At 66.8% G+C, this 22,070-nt stretch carries 21 protein-coding genes and 1 riboswitch; of the genes, 11 read left to right on the top strand and 10 right to left on the bottom strand.

Annotation, left to right across the window (positions count from 1 at the left end):
- Positions 1–26: 26 nt before the first annotated feature.
- The 4 genes from NU688_RS22660 (at position 27) to NU688_RS22645 (ending at position 3,672) form a co-directional block, all read left to right on the top strand.
- Positions 27–2,375 (top strand): NADP-dependent malic enzyme, encoded by a 2,349-nt coding sequence (locus tag NU688_RS22660; protein WP_257863051.1) that lies wholly within the window; start codon positions 27–29, stop codon positions 2,373–2,375.
- Positions 2,376–2,558: 183 nt separating this feature from the next.
- Positions 2,559–2,972: a ribonuclease domain-containing protein gene (locus NU688_RS22655; protein ID WP_206176332.1), complete on the top strand. Its 414-nt coding sequence runs from the start codon at positions 2,559–2,561 to the stop codon at positions 2,970–2,972.
- A gap of 50 nt (positions 2,973–3,022) precedes the next feature.
- Positions 3,023–3,448, top strand: a complete 426-nt coding sequence (locus tag NU688_RS22650) for a barstar family protein (protein WP_086011111.1) — start codon at positions 3,023–3,025, stop codon at positions 3,446–3,448.
- Between the two features lie 77 nt (positions 3,449–3,525).
- The gene (locus NU688_RS22645; protein WP_155403714.1) at positions 3,526–3,672 is read left to right on the top strand and encodes a hypothetical protein; all 147 of its coding nucleotides are present in this window, start codon (positions 3,526–3,528) and stop codon (positions 3,670–3,672) included.
- Positions 3,673–3,720: 48 nt separating this feature from the next.
- On the opposite strand, the gene rsmA is transcribed toward NU688_RS22645, so the two are convergent.
- From rsmA to NU688_RS22630, 3 genes are read right to left on the bottom strand one after another with little or no spacing between them, the layout of a single operon-like run.
- On the bottom strand, positions 3,721–4,485 hold the full coding sequence (gene rsmA / locus NU688_RS22640) for a 16S rRNA (adenine(1518)-N(6)/adenine(1519)-N(6))-dimethyltransferase RsmA (RefSeq protein ID WP_257863050.1): 765 nt from the start codon (positions 4,483–4,485) through the stop codon (positions 3,721–3,723).
- Between the two features lie 4 nt (positions 4,486–4,489).
- A complete protein-coding gene (locus NU688_RS22635; protein WP_257863049.1) occupies positions 4,490–5,899 on the bottom strand; it encodes a peptidylprolyl isomerase in 1,410 nt (469 codons plus the stop codon).
- A 21-nt stretch (positions 5,900–5,920) separates the two neighbouring features.
- Entirely contained in the window at positions 5,921–8,536 is a 2,616-nt protein-coding gene (locus NU688_RS22630; protein ID WP_257863048.1) for an LPS-assembly protein LptD, read from the bottom strand.
- Positions 8,537–8,773: 237 nt separating this feature from the next.
- Here NU688_RS22630 and NU688_RS22625 point away from each other — a divergent pair, with 237 nt between their 5' ends.
- The 5 genes from NU688_RS22625 (at position 8,774) to NU688_RS22605 (ending at position 13,952) form a co-directional block, all read left to right on the top strand.
- Entirely contained in the window at positions 8,774–9,871 is a 1,098-nt protein-coding gene (locus NU688_RS22625; RefSeq protein WP_257863047.1) for an aminoglycoside phosphotransferase family protein, read from the top strand.
- A gap of 70 nt (positions 9,872–9,941) precedes the next feature.
- Positions 9,942–10,682 (top strand): 16S rRNA (uracil(1498)-N(3))-methyltransferase, encoded by a 741-nt coding sequence (locus NU688_RS22620; RefSeq protein WP_257863046.1) that lies wholly within the window; start codon positions 9,942–9,944, stop codon positions 10,680–10,682.
- Between the two features lie 93 nt (positions 10,683–10,775).
- Positions 10,776–12,131, top strand: a complete 1,356-nt coding sequence (locus tag NU688_RS22615; RefSeq protein WP_257863045.1) for a M20/M25/M40 family metallo-hydrolase — start codon at positions 10,776–10,778, stop codon at positions 12,129–12,131.
- 99 nt (positions 12,132–12,230) lie between these two features.
- The gene (locus NU688_RS22610) at positions 12,231–12,692 is read left to right on the top strand and encodes a YidB family protein (protein ID WP_257863044.1); all 462 of its coding nucleotides are present in this window, start codon (positions 12,231–12,233) and stop codon (positions 12,690–12,692) included.
- Between the two features lie 90 nt (positions 12,693–12,782).
- Entirely contained in the window at positions 12,783–13,952 is a 1,170-nt protein-coding gene (locus NU688_RS22605) for an MFS transporter (protein ID WP_257863043.1), read from the top strand.
- 12 nt (positions 13,953–13,964) lie between these two features.
- Here NU688_RS22605 and NU688_RS22600 read toward each other — a convergent pair whose 3' ends face one another.
- Together NU688_RS22600 and NU688_RS22595 are read right to left on the bottom strand one after the other, a co-directional pair.
- A complete protein-coding gene (locus NU688_RS22600) occupies positions 13,965–14,822 on the bottom strand; it encodes an alpha/beta hydrolase (RefSeq protein WP_257863042.1) in 858 nt (285 codons plus the stop codon).
- 73 nt (positions 14,823–14,895) lie between these two features.
- A complete protein-coding gene (locus tag NU688_RS22595) occupies positions 14,896–16,407 on the bottom strand; it encodes a M20 family metallopeptidase (RefSeq protein WP_257863041.1) in 1,512 nt (503 codons plus the stop codon).
- Between the two features lie 91 nt (positions 16,408–16,498).
- On the opposite strand from NU688_RS22595, the gene NU688_RS22590 reads away from it, so the two are divergent.
- The gene (locus tag NU688_RS22590) at positions 16,499–17,290 is read left to right on the top strand and encodes a DUF72 domain-containing protein (protein WP_257863040.1); all 792 of its coding nucleotides are present in this window, start codon (positions 16,499–16,501) and stop codon (positions 17,288–17,290) included.
- Here the strand turns inward: NU688_RS22590 and NU688_RS22585 are convergent.
- Complete coding sequence (locus NU688_RS22585) at positions 17,287–17,811, bottom strand: polymer-forming cytoskeletal protein (protein WP_257863039.1); 525 nt, start codon at positions 17,809–17,811, stop codon at positions 17,287–17,289. The genes NU688_RS22590 and NU688_RS22585 overlap by 4 nt on opposite strands.
- Positions 17,812–17,946: 135 nt before the next feature.
- On the opposite strand from NU688_RS22585, the gene NU688_RS22580 reads away from it, so the two are divergent.
- The gene (locus tag NU688_RS22580) at positions 17,947–18,873 is read left to right on the top strand and encodes an ion transporter (RefSeq protein WP_257863038.1); all 927 of its coding nucleotides are present in this window, start codon (positions 17,947–17,949) and stop codon (positions 18,871–18,873) included.
- Here NU688_RS22580 and NU688_RS22575 read toward each other — a convergent pair.
- The 4 genes from NU688_RS22575 to NU688_RS22560 all read right to left on the bottom strand — a co-directional run bounded on the left by NU688_RS22575 (position 18,818) and on the right by NU688_RS22560 (position 21,855).
- Positions 18,818–19,405 carry a YigZ family protein gene (locus NU688_RS22575; protein ID WP_257863037.1) on the bottom strand — a complete coding sequence of 196 codons (588 nt, stop codon included), beginning with the start codon at positions 19,403–19,405 and terminating at the stop codon, positions 18,818–18,820. The genes NU688_RS22580 and NU688_RS22575 overlap by 56 nt on opposite strands.
- A gap of 22 nt (positions 19,406–19,427) precedes the next feature.
- Positions 19,428–20,015, bottom strand: a complete 588-nt coding sequence (gene metW / locus NU688_RS22570) for a methionine biosynthesis protein MetW (protein ID WP_257863036.1) — start codon at positions 20,013–20,015, stop codon at positions 19,428–19,430.
- Complete coding sequence (locus NU688_RS22565; RefSeq protein WP_257863035.1) at positions 20,012–21,169, bottom strand: homoserine O-acetyltransferase; 1,158 nt, start codon at positions 21,167–21,169, stop codon at positions 20,012–20,014. The genes metW and NU688_RS22565 overlap by 4 nt, the downstream gene beginning before the upstream one ends.
- A 122-nt stretch (positions 21,170–21,291) precedes the next feature.
- Positions 21,292–21,855, bottom strand: a complete 564-nt coding sequence (locus NU688_RS22560; RefSeq protein ID WP_257863034.1) for a TMEM165/GDT1 family protein — start codon at positions 21,853–21,855, stop codon at positions 21,292–21,294.
- Between the two features lie 18 nt (positions 21,856–21,873).
- Positions 21,874–22,052: riboswitch (yybP-ykoY riboswitch) on the bottom strand.
- Positions 22,053–22,070: the final 18 nt, after the last annotated feature.

The raw sequence follows: 22,070 nt of genomic DNA, 5'->3' as shown, positions 1-22,070 counted from the left end.
AGAAGCGCCACCAGGAGCTACGGCACATGTCAGATTCGACCCCCTCGACCTCATCGACTCCCACGCCCGAAGACAAACGCGCCGAGTTGCGCCGCGCCGCCCTCGAGTACCACGAGTTTCCCGTTCCCGGAAAGATCGCCATCGCGGCGACCAAGCAGATGGTCAACCAGCGCGACCTGTCGCTGGCCTACTCGCCCGGCGTGGCGGCGCCCTGCGAGGAAATCGTCAAGGACCCGCTCAACGCCTTCAAGTACACCTCGCGCGGCAACCTGGTGGGCGTCATCACCAACGGCACCGCGGTGCTGGGCCTGGGCGACATCGGCGCGCTGGCTTCCAAGCCGGTGATGGAAGGCAAGGGCGTTCTCTTCAAGAAGTTTGCCGGTGTCGACGTGTTCGACATCGAGATCGACGAGAAGGACCCGGTCAAGCTGGTCGAGATCATCGCTTCGCTGGAGCCCACCTTCGGCGCCATCAACCTCGAAGACATCAAGGCACCGGACTGCTTCTACATCGAGCGCGAACTGCGCAAGCGCATGAAGATCCCGGTGTTCCACGACGACCAGCACGGCACGGCCATCACGGTGGCGGCGGCCATGCTCAACGGCCTCAAGGTGGCCGGCAAGAACATCGCCGAGGTCAAGCTGGTTACCTCCGGCGCGGGCGCCGCGGCGCTGGCCTGCCTGAACCTGCTGCTCAAGGTGGGCCTGAAGCGCGAGAACGTGTTCGTCACCGACCTGGCCGGCGTGGTCTACGAAGGCCGCGAAGAGCTGATGGACGACGACAAGCGCCAGTACATGCAGAAGACCGATCTGCGCAAGTTGTCTGAAGTGATCGTCGGCGCCGACGTGTTCCTGGGCCTGTCGGCCGGCGGCGTGCTCAAGCCCGACATGGTCGCGAAGATGGCGGCCAAGCCGGTGATCTTCGCGCTGGCCAACCCGAACCCCGAGATCGCGCCCGAAGACGCCCATGCGGTGCGCAACGACGTGATCATGGCCACGGGCCGTACCGACTACCCGAACCAGGTCAACAACGTCCTGTGTTTCCCGTACATCTTCCGCGGCGCGCTCGACTCGGGCGCGACCACGATCACGGACGAGATGGAAATCGCCGCGGTGCACGCCATTGCCGACCTCGCGCAGGCCGAGCAGAGCGAACGCGTCGCCGCCGCCTACGTCGGTGAAAAGCTGTCCTTCGGCCCCGAATACCTGATTCCGAAGCCCTTCGATCCGCGTCTGATGATGAAGATCGCGCCGGCGGTGGCCAAGGCGGCAGAGGAAAGCGGCGTGGCGTCGCGTCCGATCAAGGACATGGACGCCTACCGCGACAAGCTGCAGAACTTCGTCTATGCCTCGGGCACGACGATGAAGCCGATCTTCGAAGCGGCCCGCCGGGCGCAGAAAAAACGCGTGGCGTACTGCGAGGGCGAGGAAGAGCGCGTGCTGCGCGCCGCGCAGATCGTGGTCGACGAAGGCATCGCCCGCCCGACGCTGATCGGCCGCCCCGCCGTCATCGCGCAACGCATCGAGAAGTTTGGTCTCCGCCTGAAGGAGGAGCTCGACTACGACATCGTCAACGTCGAGCAGGACCACCGCTACCGCGACTTCTGGCAGACCTACCACCGCATGACCGAGCGCAAGGGCCAGACGGTGCAGACCGCCAAGATCGAGATGCGCCGCCGCCTCACGCTGATCGGCGCGATGCTGCTGCACAAGGACGAGGTCGACGGCATGATCTGCGGCACCTGGGGCACCACGCTGATCCACCTGCACTACATCGATCAGGTGATCGGCAAGCGCCCCGGCGGCTGCGAGAGCACACCGCAGGACGTGCCGGTGTACGCCTGCATGAACGGCCTGCTGCTGCCCGACCGCCAGGTGTTCCTGGTCGACACGCACGTCAACTACGACCCCTCGCCCGAGGAACTGGCCGAGATCACGACGATGGCGGCCGAGGAAATGATGCGCTTCGGCCTGAAGCCGAAGGCGGCGCTGCTGTCGCATTCCAACTTCGGCACCAGCAACGAGCCCAGCGCCATCAAGATGCGCAAGACGCTCGACCTGCTGCGCATTCAGGCGCCCTGGCTCGAAGTCGACGGCGAAATGCACGGCGACGTGGCCCTGGACAGCAAGCAGCGCGCGGTCGTCATGCCGCACAGCGCGCTGGCCGGCGACGCCAATCTGTTGGTTTTTCCGAACATCGACGCAGCCAATATTTCTTACAACCTGCTCAAGACGGCGGCAGGCGGCAACATCGCGATCGGGCCGGTGCTGCTCGGCGCGGCCAAACCTGTGCACATTCTCACGGCCAGCGCGACCGTTCGCCGCATCGTGAACATGACAGCCTTGACAGTGGCTGACGCAAACGCAGAGAGATAGGCCATTCGGCGATAGTGTTCGCTGACTTAACGAGCCACTTTCGCCCCTCGCGACTGCTCAAACTTTGAGCAGTCGCTTGCTATTTTCGCCAGCGTGGTGCACACTCGCGGGCTTGAATTTGCGGGTTAACCCCGAGGTTGAGCGCAATTCGAAACCCCCCGCTCCTTTCTCCTGTGGTGTCCCATGGCGGCTTACGCCTCGATCACGTCCTCTGTCTCAAAGTTTGCGCTCACCAGCCTGATGCTGTTGGCGTTGACGACGGGGGCCGAGGCCCGCGGATGGTTCGGCGCAGGAAAAACGTCCGCTGAGGAATCGATTGCACTGACCGATCTCCCGGTCCAGGGCCAGCGAACCTATCAGGCCATCTTGAACGGTGGCCCCTTCCGGTACGAAAAGGACGGCACTGTATTTGGCAATCGCGAGCGTCTCCTGCCGCCGGCACGGCGCGGCCACTACCGCGAGTACACGGTGACGACACCGGGTTCTCGCAACCGGGGTGCCCAGCGAATCGTCTGCGGTGGCGAACAGCGCACGACGCCCGAGGCCTGCTGGTACACGGCAGACCACTATGCAAGTTTCAGACGGATTGCGCCATGAGCGATGAAAACGACCTGAGCGGCGCCCCGAAGCGCCCCGAAGAAATGATGATGACTATGGAAAGACCAGCGGAGATGACTTTATCCCTTCGTGCCGTACGCCCGAACATCGTGCAATCGATCCGCGCGTTCCGCGTGAACGACCTGCAGGACGCTGCCAACGCAGCCGGCCAGCACTTCCTGTACGCCAACCTGGGCAATGCCCAGACCAAGCAGGACGTGCTCGACCTGATCGCCCAGCAGTTCACCTTCCCGGCGCACTTCGGCAAGAACTTCGACGCGCTGTACGACTGCATGACCGACCCGTTGCATAAATCGGGCCCGCAGCCAGGTTTTGTCATCGTGCTCGAACAGATCCCGGCCAACGCCAAGTTCGACAAGGAAGCGCGCGAGCAGCTGCTCGACATCTTCCGGGACGCTTCGGATTACTGGGGCGACCGCAAGGTCCCCTTCCGGTGCTTCTATTCTTTTCTGTAGCCCGTTCTGCATCTACCAGCCAAGCAGAACGGGCGAACGAGGCTCAGCCGAACGCTGAAACCCTCGATGGCATCGAAGTGAACCCCAACGCCGCAGCAACGGCCGCCGCCAGCACCGAGCCGGCCGGCGAAAAAATGCCGACCGACAAACTGGTCGACGTGTCGCCGCTGGCGCTGCGCATGAGCAGCCCCTTCAACGCGGGGTATTGGCTGGCCGCCGCTTGATTGCAGCAACCGCCTGAATGAAAAAAGCCCGTCGTCGACGGGCTTTTTTCATGGGGGAACGGCCTGGGCCAGTGCGACGTATTCAGCCACCGGCATCTCCTCGGCGCGCCGCTGGGGATCGAACTCGCCCTCGAAGCCGTGTTCCTCCAGCCATTTGCCCAGCGTGTGCCGCAGGATCTTGCGGCGCTGGCTGAAGGCGACCTGCACGATCTCGCCAAGCCGCGCCGCATCGACCACCGGCGGCTGCGCCAGCGGCACCATGCGCACCACGGCGCTGTCCACGCGCGGCGGCGGATCGAAACTCTCGGGCGGCACGAACAGCACGTTCTGCATGTCGTAGCGCCACTGCAGCATCACGCTCAGGCGGCTGTAGTCCGAGGTGGCGGGTTTCGCCACCATGCGGTCGATCACTTCCTTTTGCAGCATGAAGTGCTGGTCTGCGATCAGGTGGGCAAAGCCCAGCAGGTGGAACAGGATCGGCGTCGAGATGTTGTAGGGCAGGTTGCCCACCACGCGCAGCGGCTTCGGCGCAGCCTTGGCCGCGAGCTCGGCGAAGTCCACCTTCAGCACATCGGACTCGATGACCTCCAGCTGCGGATGCTCCCGCAGGCGCTTGGCCAGGTCGCGGTCGAGCTCGATGACGGTCAGCCGGCCGAGCCGTTCGACCAGCGGCTGCGTCAGCGCCGCGAGCCCCGGGCCGATCTCGACCATCGCATCGCCGGGCTGCGGCGCGATCTCATGCACGATCGCATCGATGATCCCGCCGTCGGACAGGAAATGCTGTCCGAACCGCTTCCTGGCGATGTGTGCCATCGGATCAGGACTGCGGCGGGTCGCGGTATTCCACGTACGCGCGTGCGCGCACTTCCTGCACCCAGGTGGTGAAGGCTTCCTCGACGCGCTGTTCGCGCAGCACGGCGCGCGCGGCTTCGCGCTGCTCCGTCTGGGTCAGCTTGGAGTCGCGGCGGCCGACCACCTGGATCAGGTGCACGCCGAAGCGCGACACGACGGGGTCGCTGATCTGGCCCGGCGACAGCCGGTCCATGGCTTCCTCGAACTCGGGCACGAACTGGCCGGGGCGCGACCAGCCGAGATCGCCGCCTTCCTTGGCGCTGGCGTCCTGCGAGTTGTCGCGCGCGAGGCCGGCGAAGTCGGCCGTGCCGGCCTGCACGCGGCGCTTGAATTCCGCGAGCTGCGCCACCGCCTGCGCCGTGGTGCGCTTGGGGTCGTTGAGCAGCAGGATGTGGCGCACCTGGGTCTGCGTGACGGTCGCATCGAGCGAACCGATCTGCGCCTTGGCCAGGACCTTGAGCACGTGGAAACCGGCGCTGGAGCGCACCGGGCCGGCAATGCCGTTCACCGCCGTCGACTGCACCGCGTCGACGAACAGCGGCGGGTAGCGGTCGGCGCTGCGCATGCCGATCGCGCCGCCGTTGGCGCGGTCGGGCGAATCGGAGTTCTCGCGCACCAGCTTGTCGAAGTCCTCGCCGGCGCGGGCGCGCTCGGCGAGGCCCTGCGCCTTCTTCTGCGCGGCGGCCACCTGGGCGTCGGTGGCGTTCTCGGGCAGGGCCACGAGCACCTGTGCGAGGTTGAGGTTCTGCAAGGCCGCGTTCTTGACGTTCGAGTTGCGCTGGTCGCGCAGGTACTCGTCGGCCTCGGTGTCGCTGATCTTGACCTTCGACTCGACTTCGCGGTCGCGCAGGCGCGTGAGCAGCAGCTGGTCGCGCAGGTCGTTGCGGAAGTCCCCCAGCGCAATGCCTTCGGCGGCCACGCGGCGGCGCAGTTCGACCAGGCTGATCTCGTTCTGGCGCGCCACGGTCTGCTCGGCCTGGTCGATCGCCACGTCGTCGACCTTGATGCCGTTTTCCTTGGCGAGCTGCAGCTGCGCGCGCTCGACGATCAGGCGCTCGAGCACGAGGCGCGTGAGCTCGCCGCGCGGCACGCGTTCGGCGTCGGGGTTCTCCTTGATGAGGCGCGTCACCCGCGACTGCACGTCGGTGTTGGTGATCGGCTCGGAGTTGACCAGCGCGACGATGAATTCAGCCGCCCGCTGCACGGGCGCCGGCGACGGCGAGGCCGGCGCGCGCTGAACGGGCGGGGGGCCAAGGCGCGGACCGGCGCGCATGATGTCCGTGATGCCGCTGCCAGAGCGGAAGCCCTGCGCACCCGACGTTGCGGCCATTGCCGCGAGGCAGCCCAGGGTGATGATGGAACGGATGTGTTTCATGGCGGTGCTCAATCAGTCGTCTCAGTCGTAATTGGTGAAGCGGCTCGGCGCCTCGCCAGGTTGGCGCAGGGGTTCGTAGCGCTGGATGTTCTGCCGCAGGGCCTGCATCGGGCTGGAGCCGATGCTGGAGAAGCCGACGAATTCGAGCTGGAACATGATGCGGGTGTTGGCCGTCACCTGGCCGGTGGTGATGCGCTGCAGCACCACGCGTCCGATCCAGCAGCAGCCGTCGTACTCGAAGCCGAGCACGCCGTCCGTGAGTTTCTTGTCCTGCAGGTCGTAGTTGAGACGGCCCACCGCATACCAGCGGCCGCCGCCCTGGCCCTTGCCGAGGCCGAGGTTCTTGCCCTTGTCGCCCCACAGGTCGTTGAGCGGCCACTGCCAGCCCACGTCGATCGACTTGTTGCCGTCGTTCACCGCCGTGGTGTTCGGGTTGGCCAGCAGCGCCGCCTGGTAGGCGGCACTCGGCGCCTGGTAGCGGAACGCCACGCTGAGGTTGTGGTACGGCTCGGGGTTGTAGCGTGCGCTGAGCGCCGCGCGGGTCGACTTGCGCGTGTCGGGGTTGTACTGCACGAGCGCGTCGGTGCTCCACTTCGGCGTCCAGTTGATCTGGCCGCCGACGAGGAAGTCGCTCGCACGGTCGGTCACCGGCAAACCGCCGGGCAGCGTGACCTTCTGGTCGGCAAAGCGCAGCCGCTGCGCGATGCCGATGCGTGCCGCCTCGACGCCGGTGGCGGGGTCGATCAGGCGGGAGGTCACGCCGAGCGTGAGCGCGTTGGTGTCGGAGATCCGGTCGTTGCCCGAGAACGCGTTCTCGGTGTAGATCGTCGCGAAGCTGAAGTCGTTGGCGGCCGAGTCGTAGTTCGGCAGCCCGCTCTGGTCGCGGTACGGCGTGTAGACGTAGTAGGCGCGCGGCTCCAGGGTCTGGCGGAAGGCGCGGTTGAAGTAGTTGGCGTCGCGCTCGAAGATCAGGCCGCTGTCCAGGCTGAAGGTCGGCACCGTCCGGTTGGCCGAGGTGGGGAAGAAGTACAGCGAATTCGCGTTGTAGGGCACGCCGTTGACGTACTGCGTATTGCCGATCGTGATCTTCGGGATGTCCGACTGCGGCAGGTAGAAGTTGTACGCCGCCGTGTTCAGCTGCACCTTCGGAATGACGAACGAACTCGGCGTGATGAACGGCCGGCTGATGGCCAGGTTCGCGAAGGCGCGATCCCCATCGGGCTGCGACTGCTGGGTCAGGTCGAAACCGGGCTGGCCGCTCAGGATGGTGTTGACGCGGAACCGCGTGTAGTCGAGGTTCAGCGCAACGTCGAAGCCATGCCAGTCGTACTTGTTGTAGTTGGCCGTGATCTGCGGCATGCGGTCGTACGACGGCACGATCGGCGACAGGTTGTACTGCAGCGTCTGGTAGCGCAGCGTGCGGACCGCGCCGCTCCAGTCGTCCTTGCTCCAGTTGAGCGATGCCTCGTTGGGCAACTGGCGCTGTGCCAGCGTCGGCGTGCGCGTGAAATCGCGCCAGTAGTCGTTGTCGCTGACGCGGTTGATGTTGATGCTGGCCGACAGCGAATCCAGGCCGAGCGCCTTGGCGTCGAAGTCCTGGTGGTGGTTTGCCCAGATGCCCCAGCGCTTGGTGCTGCCGGGTGGCGCGGTCAGGTCCTTGGCCTGGATTTCGCCATTGGCCAGCTGCTGCAGCTGCGAGGCGCGCAGCTCGTTGTAGCGCTGGCCCACCAGGCGGTCGCTGCCCATCAGGTCCAGGCGGATGGTGCCGCTGTATTCCTTCTCCATGTACCGGAACTCGCTGCCCAGGTTCAGGCCGCGCTTGCTCATGATCGTCGGCGTGATCGTGGCGTCGCGGTTGGGCGCGATGTTCCAGTAGTACGGCTGCGAGATCTCGATGCCGTTGGTGTTGTCCACGCCGATGGTGGGCGGCAGGAGGCCGCTCTTGCGCGCGTTCGACAGCGGAAAGCTCACGCTCGGGATCGGCGGCGTGCTGATGCCCATGAAGCTCAGGCGCGCGTTGGTGGCGACGCCCTCGTTCTCTTCGGTGTCGGTGGTGATCGTGGCCGCGGTCAGGAGCCACGCCGGCATCCAGCCCGGGAAGTCTTCGCGGCGGCAGGTGGTGTAGGTGGCGCGCCGCGCGACCGAGATGTTGGAGTCGACGAAATCGATGCGCTCCGCATCGCCGTGGCCGCCGTTCGCGAGGAACCGGTAGCGCACGTTGTTGAAGAAGCCCTCGAAGGTCTCGAGCTTGAGCTCCAGCTCGGGCCCTTCGTACACGTTGCCGGCCTGGTTGACCCGCACATTGCCCTTGGCCTTGGCGCGGTCGTCGGGCTGGTAGTACTCGAGCCGGTCGGCGGTGATGGCGACCGGGCCGCGCCGCAGCGTGGCGTTGCCTTCGACCACGGTTTCGAGATCGGGGCGACCGGACATGCGGTCGCCGGTGACCAGGCTGGGCAGCTGGCCGCGCTCGGTGGGCGGGATGATTTCGGTGAGCAGCGGGGTGCGCTTGAGCGTCAGCGGGCCGTCCAGGCCAGCGGCGGACTGCGCGAAGGCGCCATGCGCCTGGAGCAACGCCAGCGACAGCAGGGCCAGCTTCAGCGGCGGGCCGGCGCGTCGCAGGGCAACACGTCGACTCATCAAGCCTCCCGCCAGGCCGTTCCGAGGAAAGCCCGCGGCTCCCCCGAGGAGAGCAGCGAGCGCACAAGGTGCCAAGCGTGAGGGCTTTGGGTCGTAGGCATCGGTTCGGAACGAAAGATCGTCGGGGAGACGGCGCGGCAGGCCGGCGGGTTGCAGGGGCCGGCAGCAACCTTTGCTCGATCGGTGGCCGACCGGAGGGGATTGCCGCGCCAGGCGGATTTGTAGAATCGATTATCCATGACAGCACCCCCGCCCCCGGCCGCATTGGCCCCAAGCCCCGCCGAGACCATTCTCTGGACAGATCCGCAGCGGGCCGAAGCGTTCCGGGGCTGGCTGACCGGCATCGCCGCCGCACAGCATCTTCTGCCCGACACCGTGCGCCTCGCCTCGGCCGATGCGAGCTTCCGCCGCTACTTCCGCGTCGATACGAGCATCCCCGGCACGCCGACGCGCATCGTGATGGACGCCCCGCCGGACAGGGAGAACAGCGATCCCTTCGTGCAGGTGGCCGGGCTCATGGCCGAGGCCGGCGTGACCGCGCCGCAGGTGCTCGAATGGGACCGCCTGAACGGCTTCCTGCTGCTGGACGACCTGGGCCGCCAGACCATGCTCGACGTGATCGACCCGGCCCAGCCCGATGCCAGCCGCCCGCTCTACGACCAGGCCATCGACGCGCTGATCCGCTGGCAGCTGGCCTCCCAACCCGGCGTGCTGCCGCCCTACGACCGGGCGCTGCTCGAGCGTGAACTGGCGCTCTTTCCCGAGTGGTACATCGGGCGCCACCGCGGCGTGGCCATCGAGGGCAAGCTGAAGGAGCGGCTCGAACGCAGCTTCAAGCTGATCGTGGAAAGCAACCTAGCCTCGCCGAGCGTCTACGTGCATCGCGACTTCATGCCGCGCAACCTCATGATCGGCAATGGGTCCGCGCTTGGCGTGCTCGACTTCCAGGACGCCGTCTACGGTCCCATCACCTACGACGTCGCCAGCCTGATGCGCGACGCCTTCCTGAGCTGGGACGAGGAGTTCGTGCTCGACATCACCGTGCGCTACTGGCAGGCGGCGCGCAAGGCCGGACTGCCGGTCGACGAGGATTTCGGCGCCTTCTATCGCGCCGTCGAATGGATGGGCCTGCAGCGCCACCTGAAGGTCGCCGGCATCTTCGCGCGCCTCACGCTGCGCGACGGCAAGCCCCGCTACCTGGCCGACACGCCGCGCTTCATCGCCTACATCCGCACCACCGCCAGTCGCTACATGGAGCTGACGCCGCTCGTGCGGGTGATCGACGAGGTCGAGGGCACCTCCGCGCTCACGGGCTTCGCCTACGGCCGGGTCTGAGGCCAAATTTATAAAAAAACGCCCGTGATGCCCGCACCACGGCTGCATTTCTCGCTCCTTATTTCATAGCATGCCCCGTTTTCACTGTTCCGTGCCGTTGAGCGCCGGCACCGCTTTCGCGCTGCCGCCCGGGGCTGCGCGCCATGTGCAGGTGCTGCGCATGCAGCCCGGCGACGCGCTGACCCTGTTCGACGGCGCGGGCGGCGAGTACGAGGCCACGATCGAGCGCATGGGCCGCAGTGACGTCTCGGTGACGGTCGGCGCCCACTACCCGGTCGAGCGCGAGGCGACGCGCGCGGTGCACCTGGCCGTCGGCATGCCGGCCAACGAGCGCATGGACTGGCTGGTCGAGAAGGCCACGGAGCTGGGCGTCGCGAGCATCCAGCCGCTGGCCACGGCCCACGGTGTGCTGCGTCTTTCGGGCGAGCGCGCCGAAAAGAAGCGGGCGCACTGGGAGGCCATCGCCATCGCGGCTTGCGAGCAGTGCGGCCGCAATCGCGTGCCGGTGATTCACCCGGTGCGGTCGTTCTCGGGCAACTCGGGATGGATCGACGCGCAGCAGGATGAGGGCACCGCGGCGCGCTTCGTGCTGAGCCTGGCCGAGGGCACGCAAAGTATGGCCGCCGCCGCTGCGGCACACGCCCCTGACAACCGCGACGTGCGCGTGCTGAGCGGCCCCGAAGGCGGCCTCAGTGCTGCCGAGGAGCAGGAGGCGATCGCACGCGGCTTTGCGCCGGTCACGCTCGGCCTGCGCGTGCTGCGCGCCGAAACCGCGGCGCTGGCAGCGCTGGTGTCTCTCGGCGGCTCCTGAAAAGGGGGGTGTTTTCCGCGACGCGCGCGCGGACGGGCTGCGGAAGAATGGGCGCTTCACCCATTCATCACGACCAAGAAGGACCTTCCGCCCATGTCCCGTTCGCTCCGTCTCGCTCCTCTCGCCTCTCTTGCTCTTGCCGCGCTGTGCGCCGCACACGGTGCCCATGCCCAGAGCAACGCCGTCGCCCCCACGCCGGCGCAGGTCAGCCCTGAAGTCGACAGGACCTACACCCAGCTGATGGCCTCGCCCGCGATCCAGAAGCTGCTGGACGCGGTCAAGGCCGATCACGAGCGCGCGGTCGAAGACCTGAAGATGCTGACCGAGATCGAAGCGCCCCCGTTCAAGGAACAGAAGCGCGCCGAAGCCTTCCTCGCACGCATGAAGGCGCTGGGCCTCGCCGACGCAAAGATCGACGCCGAAGGCAACGTCGTCGGCCTGCGCAAAGGCACGGGCAATGGCCCGAAACTGTTGATCTCCGCGCACCTCGACACCGTATTCCCCGCCGGCACCGACGTGAAAGTGAAGGAGCGCGACGGCCGGCTCCATGCGCCGGGCATCGCAGACGACACGCGCGGCCTCACGGTGCTGCTGTCGTGGCTCAAGGTGCTCAATGACAACAAGGTGCAGACGGCGGGCGACCTGCTGATCGTCGGCAACGTCGGCGAAGAAGAGCTTGGAAACCTGCGCGGCATCAAGGCGATCTTCCGCGACCACCTGGACATCGACGGCATGGTCGGACTGGAGCCTTCGCCGGACGGCCATGTGCTGGTGCTCGGCACCGCGAGCCACCGCTACGAGGTCACCTTCAAGGGCCCGGGCGGCCACAGCTTCGGCGCCTTCGGCCAGGTGCCGAGCGCGATCCACGGCATGGGTCGCGCGATCGCGAAGATCGCCGATGTGCGCACGCCGAGCTTTCCCAAGACCACCTTCACCGTCGGCACCGTGGGCGGCGGCACGTCGGTGAACACCATCGCGCCCGATGCGCGCATGGCCATCGACATCCGCTCGGACGACATGGCCTCGCTGCTGGAGACCGAGAAGAAGATCCTCGCGGCCATCGACGAAGCGGTGGTCGAGGAAAACAAGCGCTGGAACGTGACGACGCTGAGCGCGAGCCACAAGCTGATCGGCGACCGGCCCGGTGGCCGCACGCCGACCGACTCGGTGATCGTCGAGGCGGCCACGCGCTCGAACACCGCCTTCGGCCAGAAGACGCTGCTGCGCGGCGGCAGCACAGATGCCAACGTGCCGATCTCGCTGGGCATCCCGGCCATCATCATCGGGGGCGGCGGCAAGTCCTCCGGTTCCCATGCGCTGAGTGAGTCGATCGACGTGACAGATGCATGGAAAGGCGCGCAGAATTCGCTCGTGACCGTGCTCGGGCTCGTGGGCGTGCAGGGGGTCACCCCCGCACTGCTGCCCAAACGCCCGGCACGCATCAAGTAATTTGTCACGTTGCAAGTTCGAAAAGTGGGGCTCCACTTACGGCTTGCGGTCCGTCGCACGGAAAATGCGAAGGTTCTGTCACACACCAAGGAAATGACCATGGGATTGCTCGATTCAGTACTCGGTCAAGTGCTCGGAGGCGCTGGCCAACAGCAGCAACCGCAAGGCGGAGGCATCGGGGGATTGGGAGATCTCGGCGGCCTGGCCGGCGCACTGGGTGGCCTGCTCGCCAACAACGGCGGTCAAGGCGGCCTGGGTGGTCTGGTCTCGAAGTTCGAGCAGGCCGGCATGGGCGATGTCATCGGCTCGTGGATCGGCAAGGGAGACAACCAGCCGGTCTCGGGCGACCAGCTGCAAAACGCGCTGGGCAGCGACACCATCGCCAGCATTGCGGCCAAGCTCGGCATCAATGCGCAAACGCTGCTGCCGATGCTCGCCACCATGCTGCCGGCGCTCATCGACCAGCTCACGCCCCATGGCAAGGTGCCGGACCAAGGTCTGGGCAACCACGACGATCTGCTGGGTTCGCTCAGCGGCTTGCTGCAAGGCAAGCAGTCCTGAACGAGGCCTGCCTCATCAAGATTTCCGGCGCCCGCGAGGGCGCTTTTTTTTGGCTGGCGCCGAGGCAACGAATCCCGTAGAACCCTCGCCATGAATCGCAACCTCTGGCTGCTCGCCATCTGTCAGGGCCTTTTCCTGACCAACAACGTCACCTTCATCGCCATCAACGGACTGGTGGGCCTGGCCATCGCGCCACGCGGCTGGATGGCGACGCTGCCGGTGATGGGCTATGTGGTCGGCGGGGCGCTCACCACCGGGCTGGTGGCGCGCACGCAGCAGCGCTTCGGCCGCCGCGGATCGTTCCAGATCGGACTGGCCGTGGCGCTGTGTTCGGCGCTGCTTTGCGCGTACGCGGCGATGACGAAGAACTTCTGGCTGCTGTGCTTCGCCACCGTGGTGGCCGGCTACTACAACGCCAACGCCAATCTCTACCGTTTTGCAGCGGCCGAACTCGCGACGCCGGAATGGCGCGAGAAGGCGGTGTCGCTGGTGATGGCCGGCGGCCTGATCGGCGCGGTGGCCGGCCCCAACCTGGCGTCCGCCACGCGCGAGCTCTTCGCCGTGCCGTTCGCAGGCGCCTACATCGCACTCGCGGCGGTGGCGCTGCTCTCGATGGCAGTGATGCGCTTCATCGACTTCCCCGCCCCGCTGACCCGCCAGCAGGCCCTGGGCGGGCGGCCGCTCTCCGAAATCGTGCGACAGCCGGTGTTCATCGTTGCCGCGGCGGCGGGCGCCCTGGGCTTCGGCGTGATGAACCTGCTGATGGCGGCCACGCCGATCGCGATGCAGATCTGCAGCCTGCCGTTTTCCGACGCCGCACTGGTGCTCGAATGGCACGTGATCGGCATGTTCGCGCCCGGCTTCTTCACCGGCCACCTGATCCGCCGCTTCGGTGCGCTGCCCGTGATGGGCGTGGGGCTCGCGCTCAACCTCGGCTGCATCGCCGTCGCACTGTCGGGGGTCGAGTTGCAGCACTTCCTCGTGGCGCTGTGCCTGCTGGGCGTGGGCTGGAATTTCCTGTTCACCGGCAGCACGACGCTCTCGCTCACCGCCTACACGGCCGAGGAGCGCGACCGGGCCCAGGGCGCGCTCAACTTCTGCGTGTTCGCGACGCTGGCGCTGACCTCGTTCGCCTCGGGTGTGCTGGTCACGACCCAGGGCTGGCAGCTGTTGAACTACGGCTCGCTGGTCCCGGTGGTGCTCACGGGCGCGGCGCTGCTGTGGCTGGCGCAGACGCGGCGGCGCTCGGCCGCAGCCTGACGCTCTGTTCGATCAGTTCGACGGAAAACGCCTGTCGAGCCAGCGCTGCAGCGCAGCGAAGACGGGCTCGGCGTCCAGTTCATTGAAGATCTCGTGGTACAGGGTCTCGAAGCATTGCGCTTCGACCATGCCGCTGGGTGTGGCAGCCGCTGCAAACGCTCGGCTTGCGGCAGGCTTCACGAGCCGGTCGTCGCCCGCATAAATCAGCAGCGTGGGCACCGGCCAGCGCGCCGCCGCCTGCTGCACCGTAGTCGCCCCTTCGTATGCGAGGAAGCGCGCGAGCCGGCTGCCGATGCGGTCGTGCGTGAGCGGATCGTCGCGGTACGCCTGCACGACGGCGCGGTCGTGCGAAAGAAAGTTGTCGTCCAGCCCGTTGCCCACGCGCAGGTTCGGCGCGATGCGCGGCAGCACCGCCAACAGGGCTTTCTGGAACCCGCTCAGGCCCGGATCGAGCCCCGGCGACGAGAGCACCAAGCCATCGACAGGCCGCACGCCACGCGCCACCAGGCTCGCCGCGACCAGCCCGCCGAGGCTGTGACCCAGCAGCACGACCGGCACGCCGGGGTTTTCGCGACGCGCGTCGTCGATCACCAGCGCGAGGTCGTCGACCAGCCGCAGTTCGCTCGGCAGGCCGCCCCGCGCGCCGGTCGATTCGCCATGGCCGAAATGATCGTGCGCCCAGACCGCGAAGCCCCATTCGTGCAGGCGCTTCGCGAGCCCGTGATAGCGCCCCGCATGCTCGCCGAGGCCGTGCACCACGACCACCACGGCGCGCGGCGTCCCGGCAACGGGCAGCCGGCGCAGGGCCAGCGTCTCGCCGTCCGGCGTGGGCAGCGGCACGCGCTGTGGCAGCGGCAGCGCGTCGCTCATGGGTGCACCCTTGGTGCTGCGCGCCTTCCCGCCAAGCGGGAGCGAGCTTGCCTGGGGCGGCCCGGCGCGTCGCTCAAGCGGCCACCGGCTCCGCAGCGGCGGCGCGGTGCGCCACCGGCAGGGCCGCGATCACCTCGGCCACGGCAGCCGTCAGCTTCTTGGCGTACGGCACGTGCAGGAACTCGTTGGGGCCGTGCGCATTGCTCCTCGGGCCGAGCACGCCGCAGACCATCATCTGCGCCTTGGGGAAACCGGCGCTGAGCATGTTCATCAGCGGGATCGTGCCACCCTGGCCGATGTAGCCGCAGGACGCGCCGAAGTGCGCCCGCGAAGCCTTGTTGAGCGCGTCCTCGAACCACGGCGTGATCGTCGGCGCGTTCCAGCCGGTCGCGCCGCCGTTGCTCTCGAAGGTGACGCGGGCCTGGTAGGGCGCGTTGTCTTCCAGCAGCTTCTTGAGGTTCTGCACCGACTCGGCCGCATCGACCAGCGGCGGCAGGCGCAGCGAGAGCTTGAAGGCGGTGTAGGGACGCAGCACGTTGCCCGCATCCTTTAGCGCCGGAAAGCCTTCGGCGCCGGTGACCGACAGCGTGGGCTTCCAGGTGCGGTTGAGCAGCGCCTCCACCGGATCGGTGGTGGTCGGCAGCGCGAACATGGTCGAGCCGCCGCAGTCGTAGTGCGCCCACGGAAAGCGCTTGTAGACCTCTTCGCCGAGGATCGCGGCGGTGGCCTTGGCCTGCGCAAGGCGGTCGGCGGGCACTTCGCAGTGGAAGCTCGCGGGCAGCAGGCGGCCGGTGGCGCTGTCCTCGAGGCGGTCGAGCACCTGCCGCATGATGCGGAAGCTCGAAGGCACGAGGCCGGAAGCGTCGCCCGAATGGATGCCTTCGGTCAGCACCTCGACCTTGAGCGTGCCACTGGCCATGCCGCGCAGCGACGTGGTGAGCCACAGCTGGTCGTAGTTGCCGGCGCCGGAATCGAGGCAGATCACCAGCTCGACATTGCCCAGCCGTGGACGCAGCGCGTCGACGTACGGCAGCAGGTCGTAGGAGCCGCTTTCCTCGCAGGTCTCGATCAGGCCGACGATGCGCGGATGCGCCACGCCCTGGGCCTTGAGCGCCTGCAGTGCGGCGACGCTCGCGTACACCGCATAGCCGTCGTCGGCGCCGCCGCGGCCGTAGAGCAGGCCGTTCTCGTACTTGGGCGTCCACGGGCCGAGGTCGTTACGCCAGCCGGTGAACTCGGGCTGCTTGTCCAGGTGGCCGTACATCAGCACGGTCTCGCCCATGTCGGTGCCGGTGGCCGGCACTTCGAAGAACAGCACCGGGGTGCGGCCTTCGAGGCGAACGATTTCCAGCTTCAGGCCTTCGACCTTCTGGGCCTCGACCCAGGCGGCCGCGTTGCGCAGCACGGTCTCCAGATAGCCATGGGCCGACCAGTCCTTGTCGAAGCCGGGCGACTTGGCAGGGATGGCGATGTAGTCGGTGAGTTGCCCGACGATGTCGCCGTCCCACTGGGCGGTGACATCGGAGAGGGCGCGCGTCGCGTCGAGCGTGCCGGCAGGCATTTCGCGGTGCAGGGGGGCGTTCATCGGTGGGTTCTCCGCGGGGGACGAAAAAGCGCATTTTGCGCCTCGCGGCGACCGCGCGTAGAGTGCGGGCGATCTCAACCCGGAGCGCAATGTGAGCAAGGCAACGACGACTCGGATCAAGGTGGGCATCGGAGGCTGGACCTTCGAACCCTGGCGCGACAACTTCTATCCCAAGGGGCTCGCGCAGGCCAAGGAGTTGAACTACGCGAGCCGCCATGTGAGCGCCATCGAGATCAACGGCACCTACTACAGCACCTTCAAGCCCGAGACCTTCCGCAAATGGCGCGACGACGCGCCGGAAGACTTCGTGTTCTCGATGAAGGCCTCGCGCTTCACCACCAACCGCAAGGTGCTGGCGACCGCGGGCGAGTCGATCCAGCGCTTCATCGACAGCGGCGTGAGCGAGCTGGGCGACAAGCTCGGGCCGATCGTGTGGCAGTTCATGCCGACCAAGCAGTTCGATGCGGAAGACTTCGAGGCGTTTCTGGCGCTGCTCCCGAAGAAGGAAGGCAGCCGCGTGCTGCGCCACGTGATGGACGTGCGGCACGAGAGCTTCATCACGCCTGCGTACAAGGCGCTCGCGAAGAAGCACAAGGTCTCGACCGTGTTCACCGACGCGGACAAGTTTCCGTCGTTCGAGGAGCCCGAGGGTGACGTCGCCTATGCGCGGCTCATGATGGCCGACGCGAAGCTCAAGACGGGTTACGGACCGAAGGCGCTCGATACCTGGGCCGAGCGCGCAGAGGGCTGGACCGAATCGCCAAAAAAGAACGCGACACGCGACGTGTTCGTCTACTTCATCAATGGCGCCAAAGAAAGAGCACCGGCCGCGGCCGGTGCTTTACTGGAGCGCCTGGGGTGGAAGCCCCCCGTGGAGGCTTAGGCTGCGGCCTGGAGCGACGGCTTGGCGCCGAAGCTGATCTCGCCGGAAAGCTGGCCGCCTTCCTCGATCACGATCTTGCCGTAGCGGATCTTGCCGGTGACCTTGCCGGTCGAGTGGATCACGAGCTTCTCGCGCACCGTGAGGTTGCCGTCGAAGATGCCGCGGATTTCCGCGATGTCGATTTCGGCCGAGCCCTTGAACTCGCCCTGTTCGGCGATCTGCATCAGGCGCGAGTCCATGGTCGCTTCGACCAGGCCTTCGACCACGAGCGTGTCGCAGTCGGTGATCTCGACGCCCTTGAGCTTGATGTTCGGGCCGACGGTGAGTTTGCTGCCGCCTTCCTTGACGGCGGGTGCTGCTGCCGCGGCGGGGGCGAGGCCACCTTGCTGCGCGGTCAACGAGGAGGGATTGACGGGCGTGCCCGACAGATTGGTGCCGGAACCGACCAGCGGTGCGGGGCGGGATGTCAACGAGTCGGTCTCACGATCGCGCTTGCCGAAGAAGGGGGACTGTGTAGCCAATGGGGAGCTCCTCATGAAAGGGGACTATCGTAAGAACGCGCTTATGGCGTGCCGCACTTCATTGCGCAAGAGGCGTAACCGAATAAGACCGCACGCCTCGACAATGGGACCCCAGTAGACCTTAAACGACGGAAGATGACGACCCCCTTGCAAAGCACCGCCGCATCCGCCGCCCACATGGTCGCTGACTCGCCCACCGGCGATGCCCGCTTCGGCAAGCCCGAAGCAGGCTGGCGGCGCACGTTGTTCTCGGTGATCTTCGAGTCCGAATCGCGGCTGGGCCGCCTGTTCGACCTGATCCTCATCGCGGTGATCGTGACCAGCGTGGTGGTCGTGATCCTGGACAGCGTGCAGTCGATCCACCAGCACTGGGGTCATGTGTTCGGCGTGCTCGAATGGGTCTTCACCGGGCTCTTCACGCTCGAGTACATCGGGCGGCTCGCTTGCGTGAAGCGGCCGCTGCGCTATGCCCTCAGCTTCTACGGTGTGATCGATCTGCTGGCGCTGTTGCCGACCTTCATGGTGGCGCTGGCGCCCGAGTTCGCGTACCTGATCGACGTGCGCGTCCTGCGGCTCCTGCGCGTGTTCCGCATCTTCAAGCTGTCGCGATATTCAGAGGAGTACCGCTCGCTGGTCTCGGCTGTCGCTGCCAGCCGTCGCAAGATCACCGTGTTCGTCGGCTTCGTGATGCTGGTGGTGCTGGTGATGGGCACGCTGATGTATGTGGTCGAAGGGCCGACGCACGGCTTCACGAGCATTCCGGTGGCGATCTACTGGGCCATCTCGACGATGGCCACGGTGGGCTTCGGCGACCTCGTGCCCAAGACCGACCTGGGCCGTGCGATCGCCTCGGTGATGATGCTGCTGGGCTGGGGCGTGCTGGCCGTGCCCACCGGCATCGTGACCGCCGAGATGGCGCGCCGCGGACCCGACGACGAAGTAGTGCCCGTGGCCGGGCGCGGCATTCTCGCGATGACGCCGCCGTCTGCCACGCCGCCGCGGCGGCTTACGCCGGCTGCCAGACGACGCGCCCTTGCGCAGCATCGTCGAGGCGGGCGATGAAGGCATTCGCTTCGGGCTCGGGGAGCGTGAGGTCGAAGAGCACATCGTCGCCATGCTGCACGTCGTCAAGCACCGCACCGACGGCCGCCATCTCGCGCCGCACCAATCCTTCCAGCGCATAGGGCACGGCGCAGCGCAGGCTGCGCTGCCGCACCAGCGGCACGAGCGTGGCGCCGAGCAGGGCCTGCGCGATGGCGTCGGTGTAGGCGCGCACGAGGCCGCCGGCACCGAGCTTCACGCCGCCGAAGTAGCGCACCACGGTGGCGAGCGAGCCCTCGATCTGTTGGTGGCGCAGCACCTCCAGTATGGGTCGCCCGGCCGTGCCGCCGGGCTCGCCGTCGTCGTTGGCGGCCGATTGGCCACCGGCCATCAGCGCCCAGCACACATGCGCGGCCGCGGGGTGCTCGGCCCGTAGCGACGCGACGACCGTCAGCGCTGCCGCACGGTCTGCCACCGGTTGCACGCAGCCGATGAACCGACTCTTCTTGATGACCAGTTCGCTGTGAACCGGCTGCGCCAGCATGAAGCTCATCCGGTGCGCTCCGGCGCGGTGCTCAGCCGCCCCGCTCGAACTTGAAGACCGCCGTGCTCGCGCGCGCGTTGGGCAGCCAGCGCACGTCGCGCCCATCTTGCAGGCCGAACGCGTCGAGCACGCGCAGATTGTTCTTGCCGGCCAGCACCTCGAAGTCCTTGAAGGTGCCCACGCGGATGTTGGGCGTGTCGTACCACTGGTAGGGCAGGCGGCGCGTCACCGGCATGCGGCCGCGCGCCACGCTCAGGCGGTTGGGCCAGTGGGCGAAATTGGGGAACGCGACGATGCCGGTGCGGCCGACGCGCGCGGTCTCGCGCAGCATCACTTCGGCATTGCGCAGGTGCTGCAGGGTGTCGATCTGCAGAACCACGTCGAACGAAGCGTCGTCGAACACCGCGAGACCTTCGTCGAGGTTCAGCTGGATCACGTCGACGCCGCGGCGGATGCACTGCAGCACGTTGCCGTCGGCGATCTCCACGCCGTAGCCGGTGCAGCCGCGCTCGCGCTGGAGCAGGTCGAGCAGGGCGCCATCGCCGCAGCCGAGGTCGAGCACGCGCGAACCTTCGGGCACGAGGGCCGCGATGAGTCGTTGGTTGTCGAGGTCGCTCATTGGAATTCCTTCGCGACGCGTTCGAAGTAGGAGCGCACCACGCCGATGTAGCGCACGTCGTCGAGCAAAAAGGCGTCGTGGCCGTGCGGCGCGTCAATCTCGGCGTAGCTCACGTTGCGGCGGTTGTCGAGCAGCGCCTTCACGAGTTCGCGGCTGCGCGCGGGGGAGAAGCGCCAATCGGTCTTGAAGCTCACGAGCAGGAACTTGGCAGTCGCTTTCGCGAACGCGGTGCTGAGCTGGCCGCCGTGACTGCGCGCGGGGTCGAAGTAATCGAGCGCGCGGGTGATCAGGAGGTAGGTGTTGGCGTCGAAGTACTCGCTGAACTTGTCGCCCTGGTAGCGCAGGTAGCTCTCGATCTGGAACTCGACGTCCTGCGTGGAGTAGCGGTAGTCGAGCCCCGCCGCCTCGCCTTCGACAGCGCTGCGCAGGATGCGCCCGAACTTCTCGTTCATCACGTCGTCGCTCAGGTACGTGATGTGGCCGATCATCCGCGCGATGCGCAGGCCCCGCTTGGGGATCACGCCGTGTTCGTAGAAGTGGCCACCGTGGAAGTCGGGGTCGGTCACGATGGCACGGCGCGCCACTTCGTTGAAGGCGATGTTCTCGGCCGTAAGGTTGGGCGCGCTGGCCACCACCACGGCGTGGCGCACGCGGTCGGGGTACTGCAGCGTCCACGAGAGCGCCTGCATGCCGCCGAGGCTGCCCCCCATCACTGCAGCGAGCGTCTGGATGCCCAGCGCATCGAGCAGCACGGCCTGCGCATCGACCCAGTCTTCGACGGTGACCACCGGGAAATCGGCGCCGTAGACGCGGCCGGTGGCGGGGTTGACGTGCATCGGGCCGGTCGAGCCGAAGCAGGAGCCGAGGTTGTTGACGCCGATCACGAAGAAGCGGTCGGTGTCGACCGGCTTGCCGGGTCCGACCATGTTGTCCCACCAGCCCTCGGAACGGGCCTGGCCTTCGTAGACGCCCGCGACGTGGTGCGAGGCGTTCAGCGCATGGCAGACCAGCACCGCGTTGCTGCGGTCGGCATTGAGGGTGCCGTAGGTTTCGTAGGCGAGCGTGTAGTCGCTGATCGATGCGCCGCTGCGCAGGGCCAGCGGGCCTGCGAACTGCATCGACTGCGGACTGACGACCAAAGGAGGTGACGACATGAATGAAAAAACCCGGCCTCGCCAAAAACGAGCCGGGTCCGGCTGCCGTCTTTAGCTGAATTTATAAAGCGCCCGCAAGCTGTAGCAAATCGGCGCGAGAGGCAGTATATCGCCCCGTCGTATTACCAGCCGACGATCATCACGATGCCCAGCACCAGGAAGATCGCGGCCGAGATGCCGTGCACGAGCTTGATCGGCACGCGCCGCACGATCTTCTCGCCCAGCCACACCACCGGGGCGTTGGCCAGCATCATCCCGAGCGTCGTGCCGACGACGACCCAGGCGTAGTCCTGCGTGAAGCGGGCCGCGAGCATCACGGTGGCGATCTGGGTCTTGTCGCCCATCTCGGCCAGGAAGAAGGCGATCAGCGTGGTGCCGAAGACGCCGAAATGCGAAGCGCCGGGCGCATCGTCATCGTCGAGCTTGTCGGGAATCAGCATCCAGACGGCCATTGCGATGAAGGAGCCGCCGAGGATCCAGCGGAGCACCTCGGGCCCGAGCCAGCGCGTGATGTAGTTGCCGACGGCACCCGCCAGGGCGTGGTTGACGATGGTGGCGGCGAAGATGCCGAGGACGATCGGCCAGGGTTTCCTGAAACGTGCGGCGAGAAGAAGGGCCAGGAGTTGGGTCTTGTCGCCCATTTCCGCGAGCGCGACGACGCCCGTTGCTACGAGAAAAGCTTCCATGATGAACGTGGGGTTCCTTGGGCCGAAGGACGCAATTGACCGTGCAACACCTTCGGCCATATTCCCGAAGTTGCACGGTCAAAGGTCTCGCCAGGTGTGTTCACTGCACGCGCCATGTCCCGTGTGGGGCAGGACAAGTCTGTTGACGCGGGCCCTTCTCGAAAATCGGAAGGCGGCTACTCCCCAATGACGGGGCGGATTCTACCTGTAACGCC

This window comes from Variovorax sp. ZS18.2.2, from assembly GCF_024701975.1.
Taxonomy (GTDB): Bacteria; Pseudomonadota; Gammaproteobacteria; order Burkholderiales; family Burkholderiaceae_C; genus Variovorax.
This window is presented reverse-complemented; position numbering and strand designations above follow the sequence as displayed.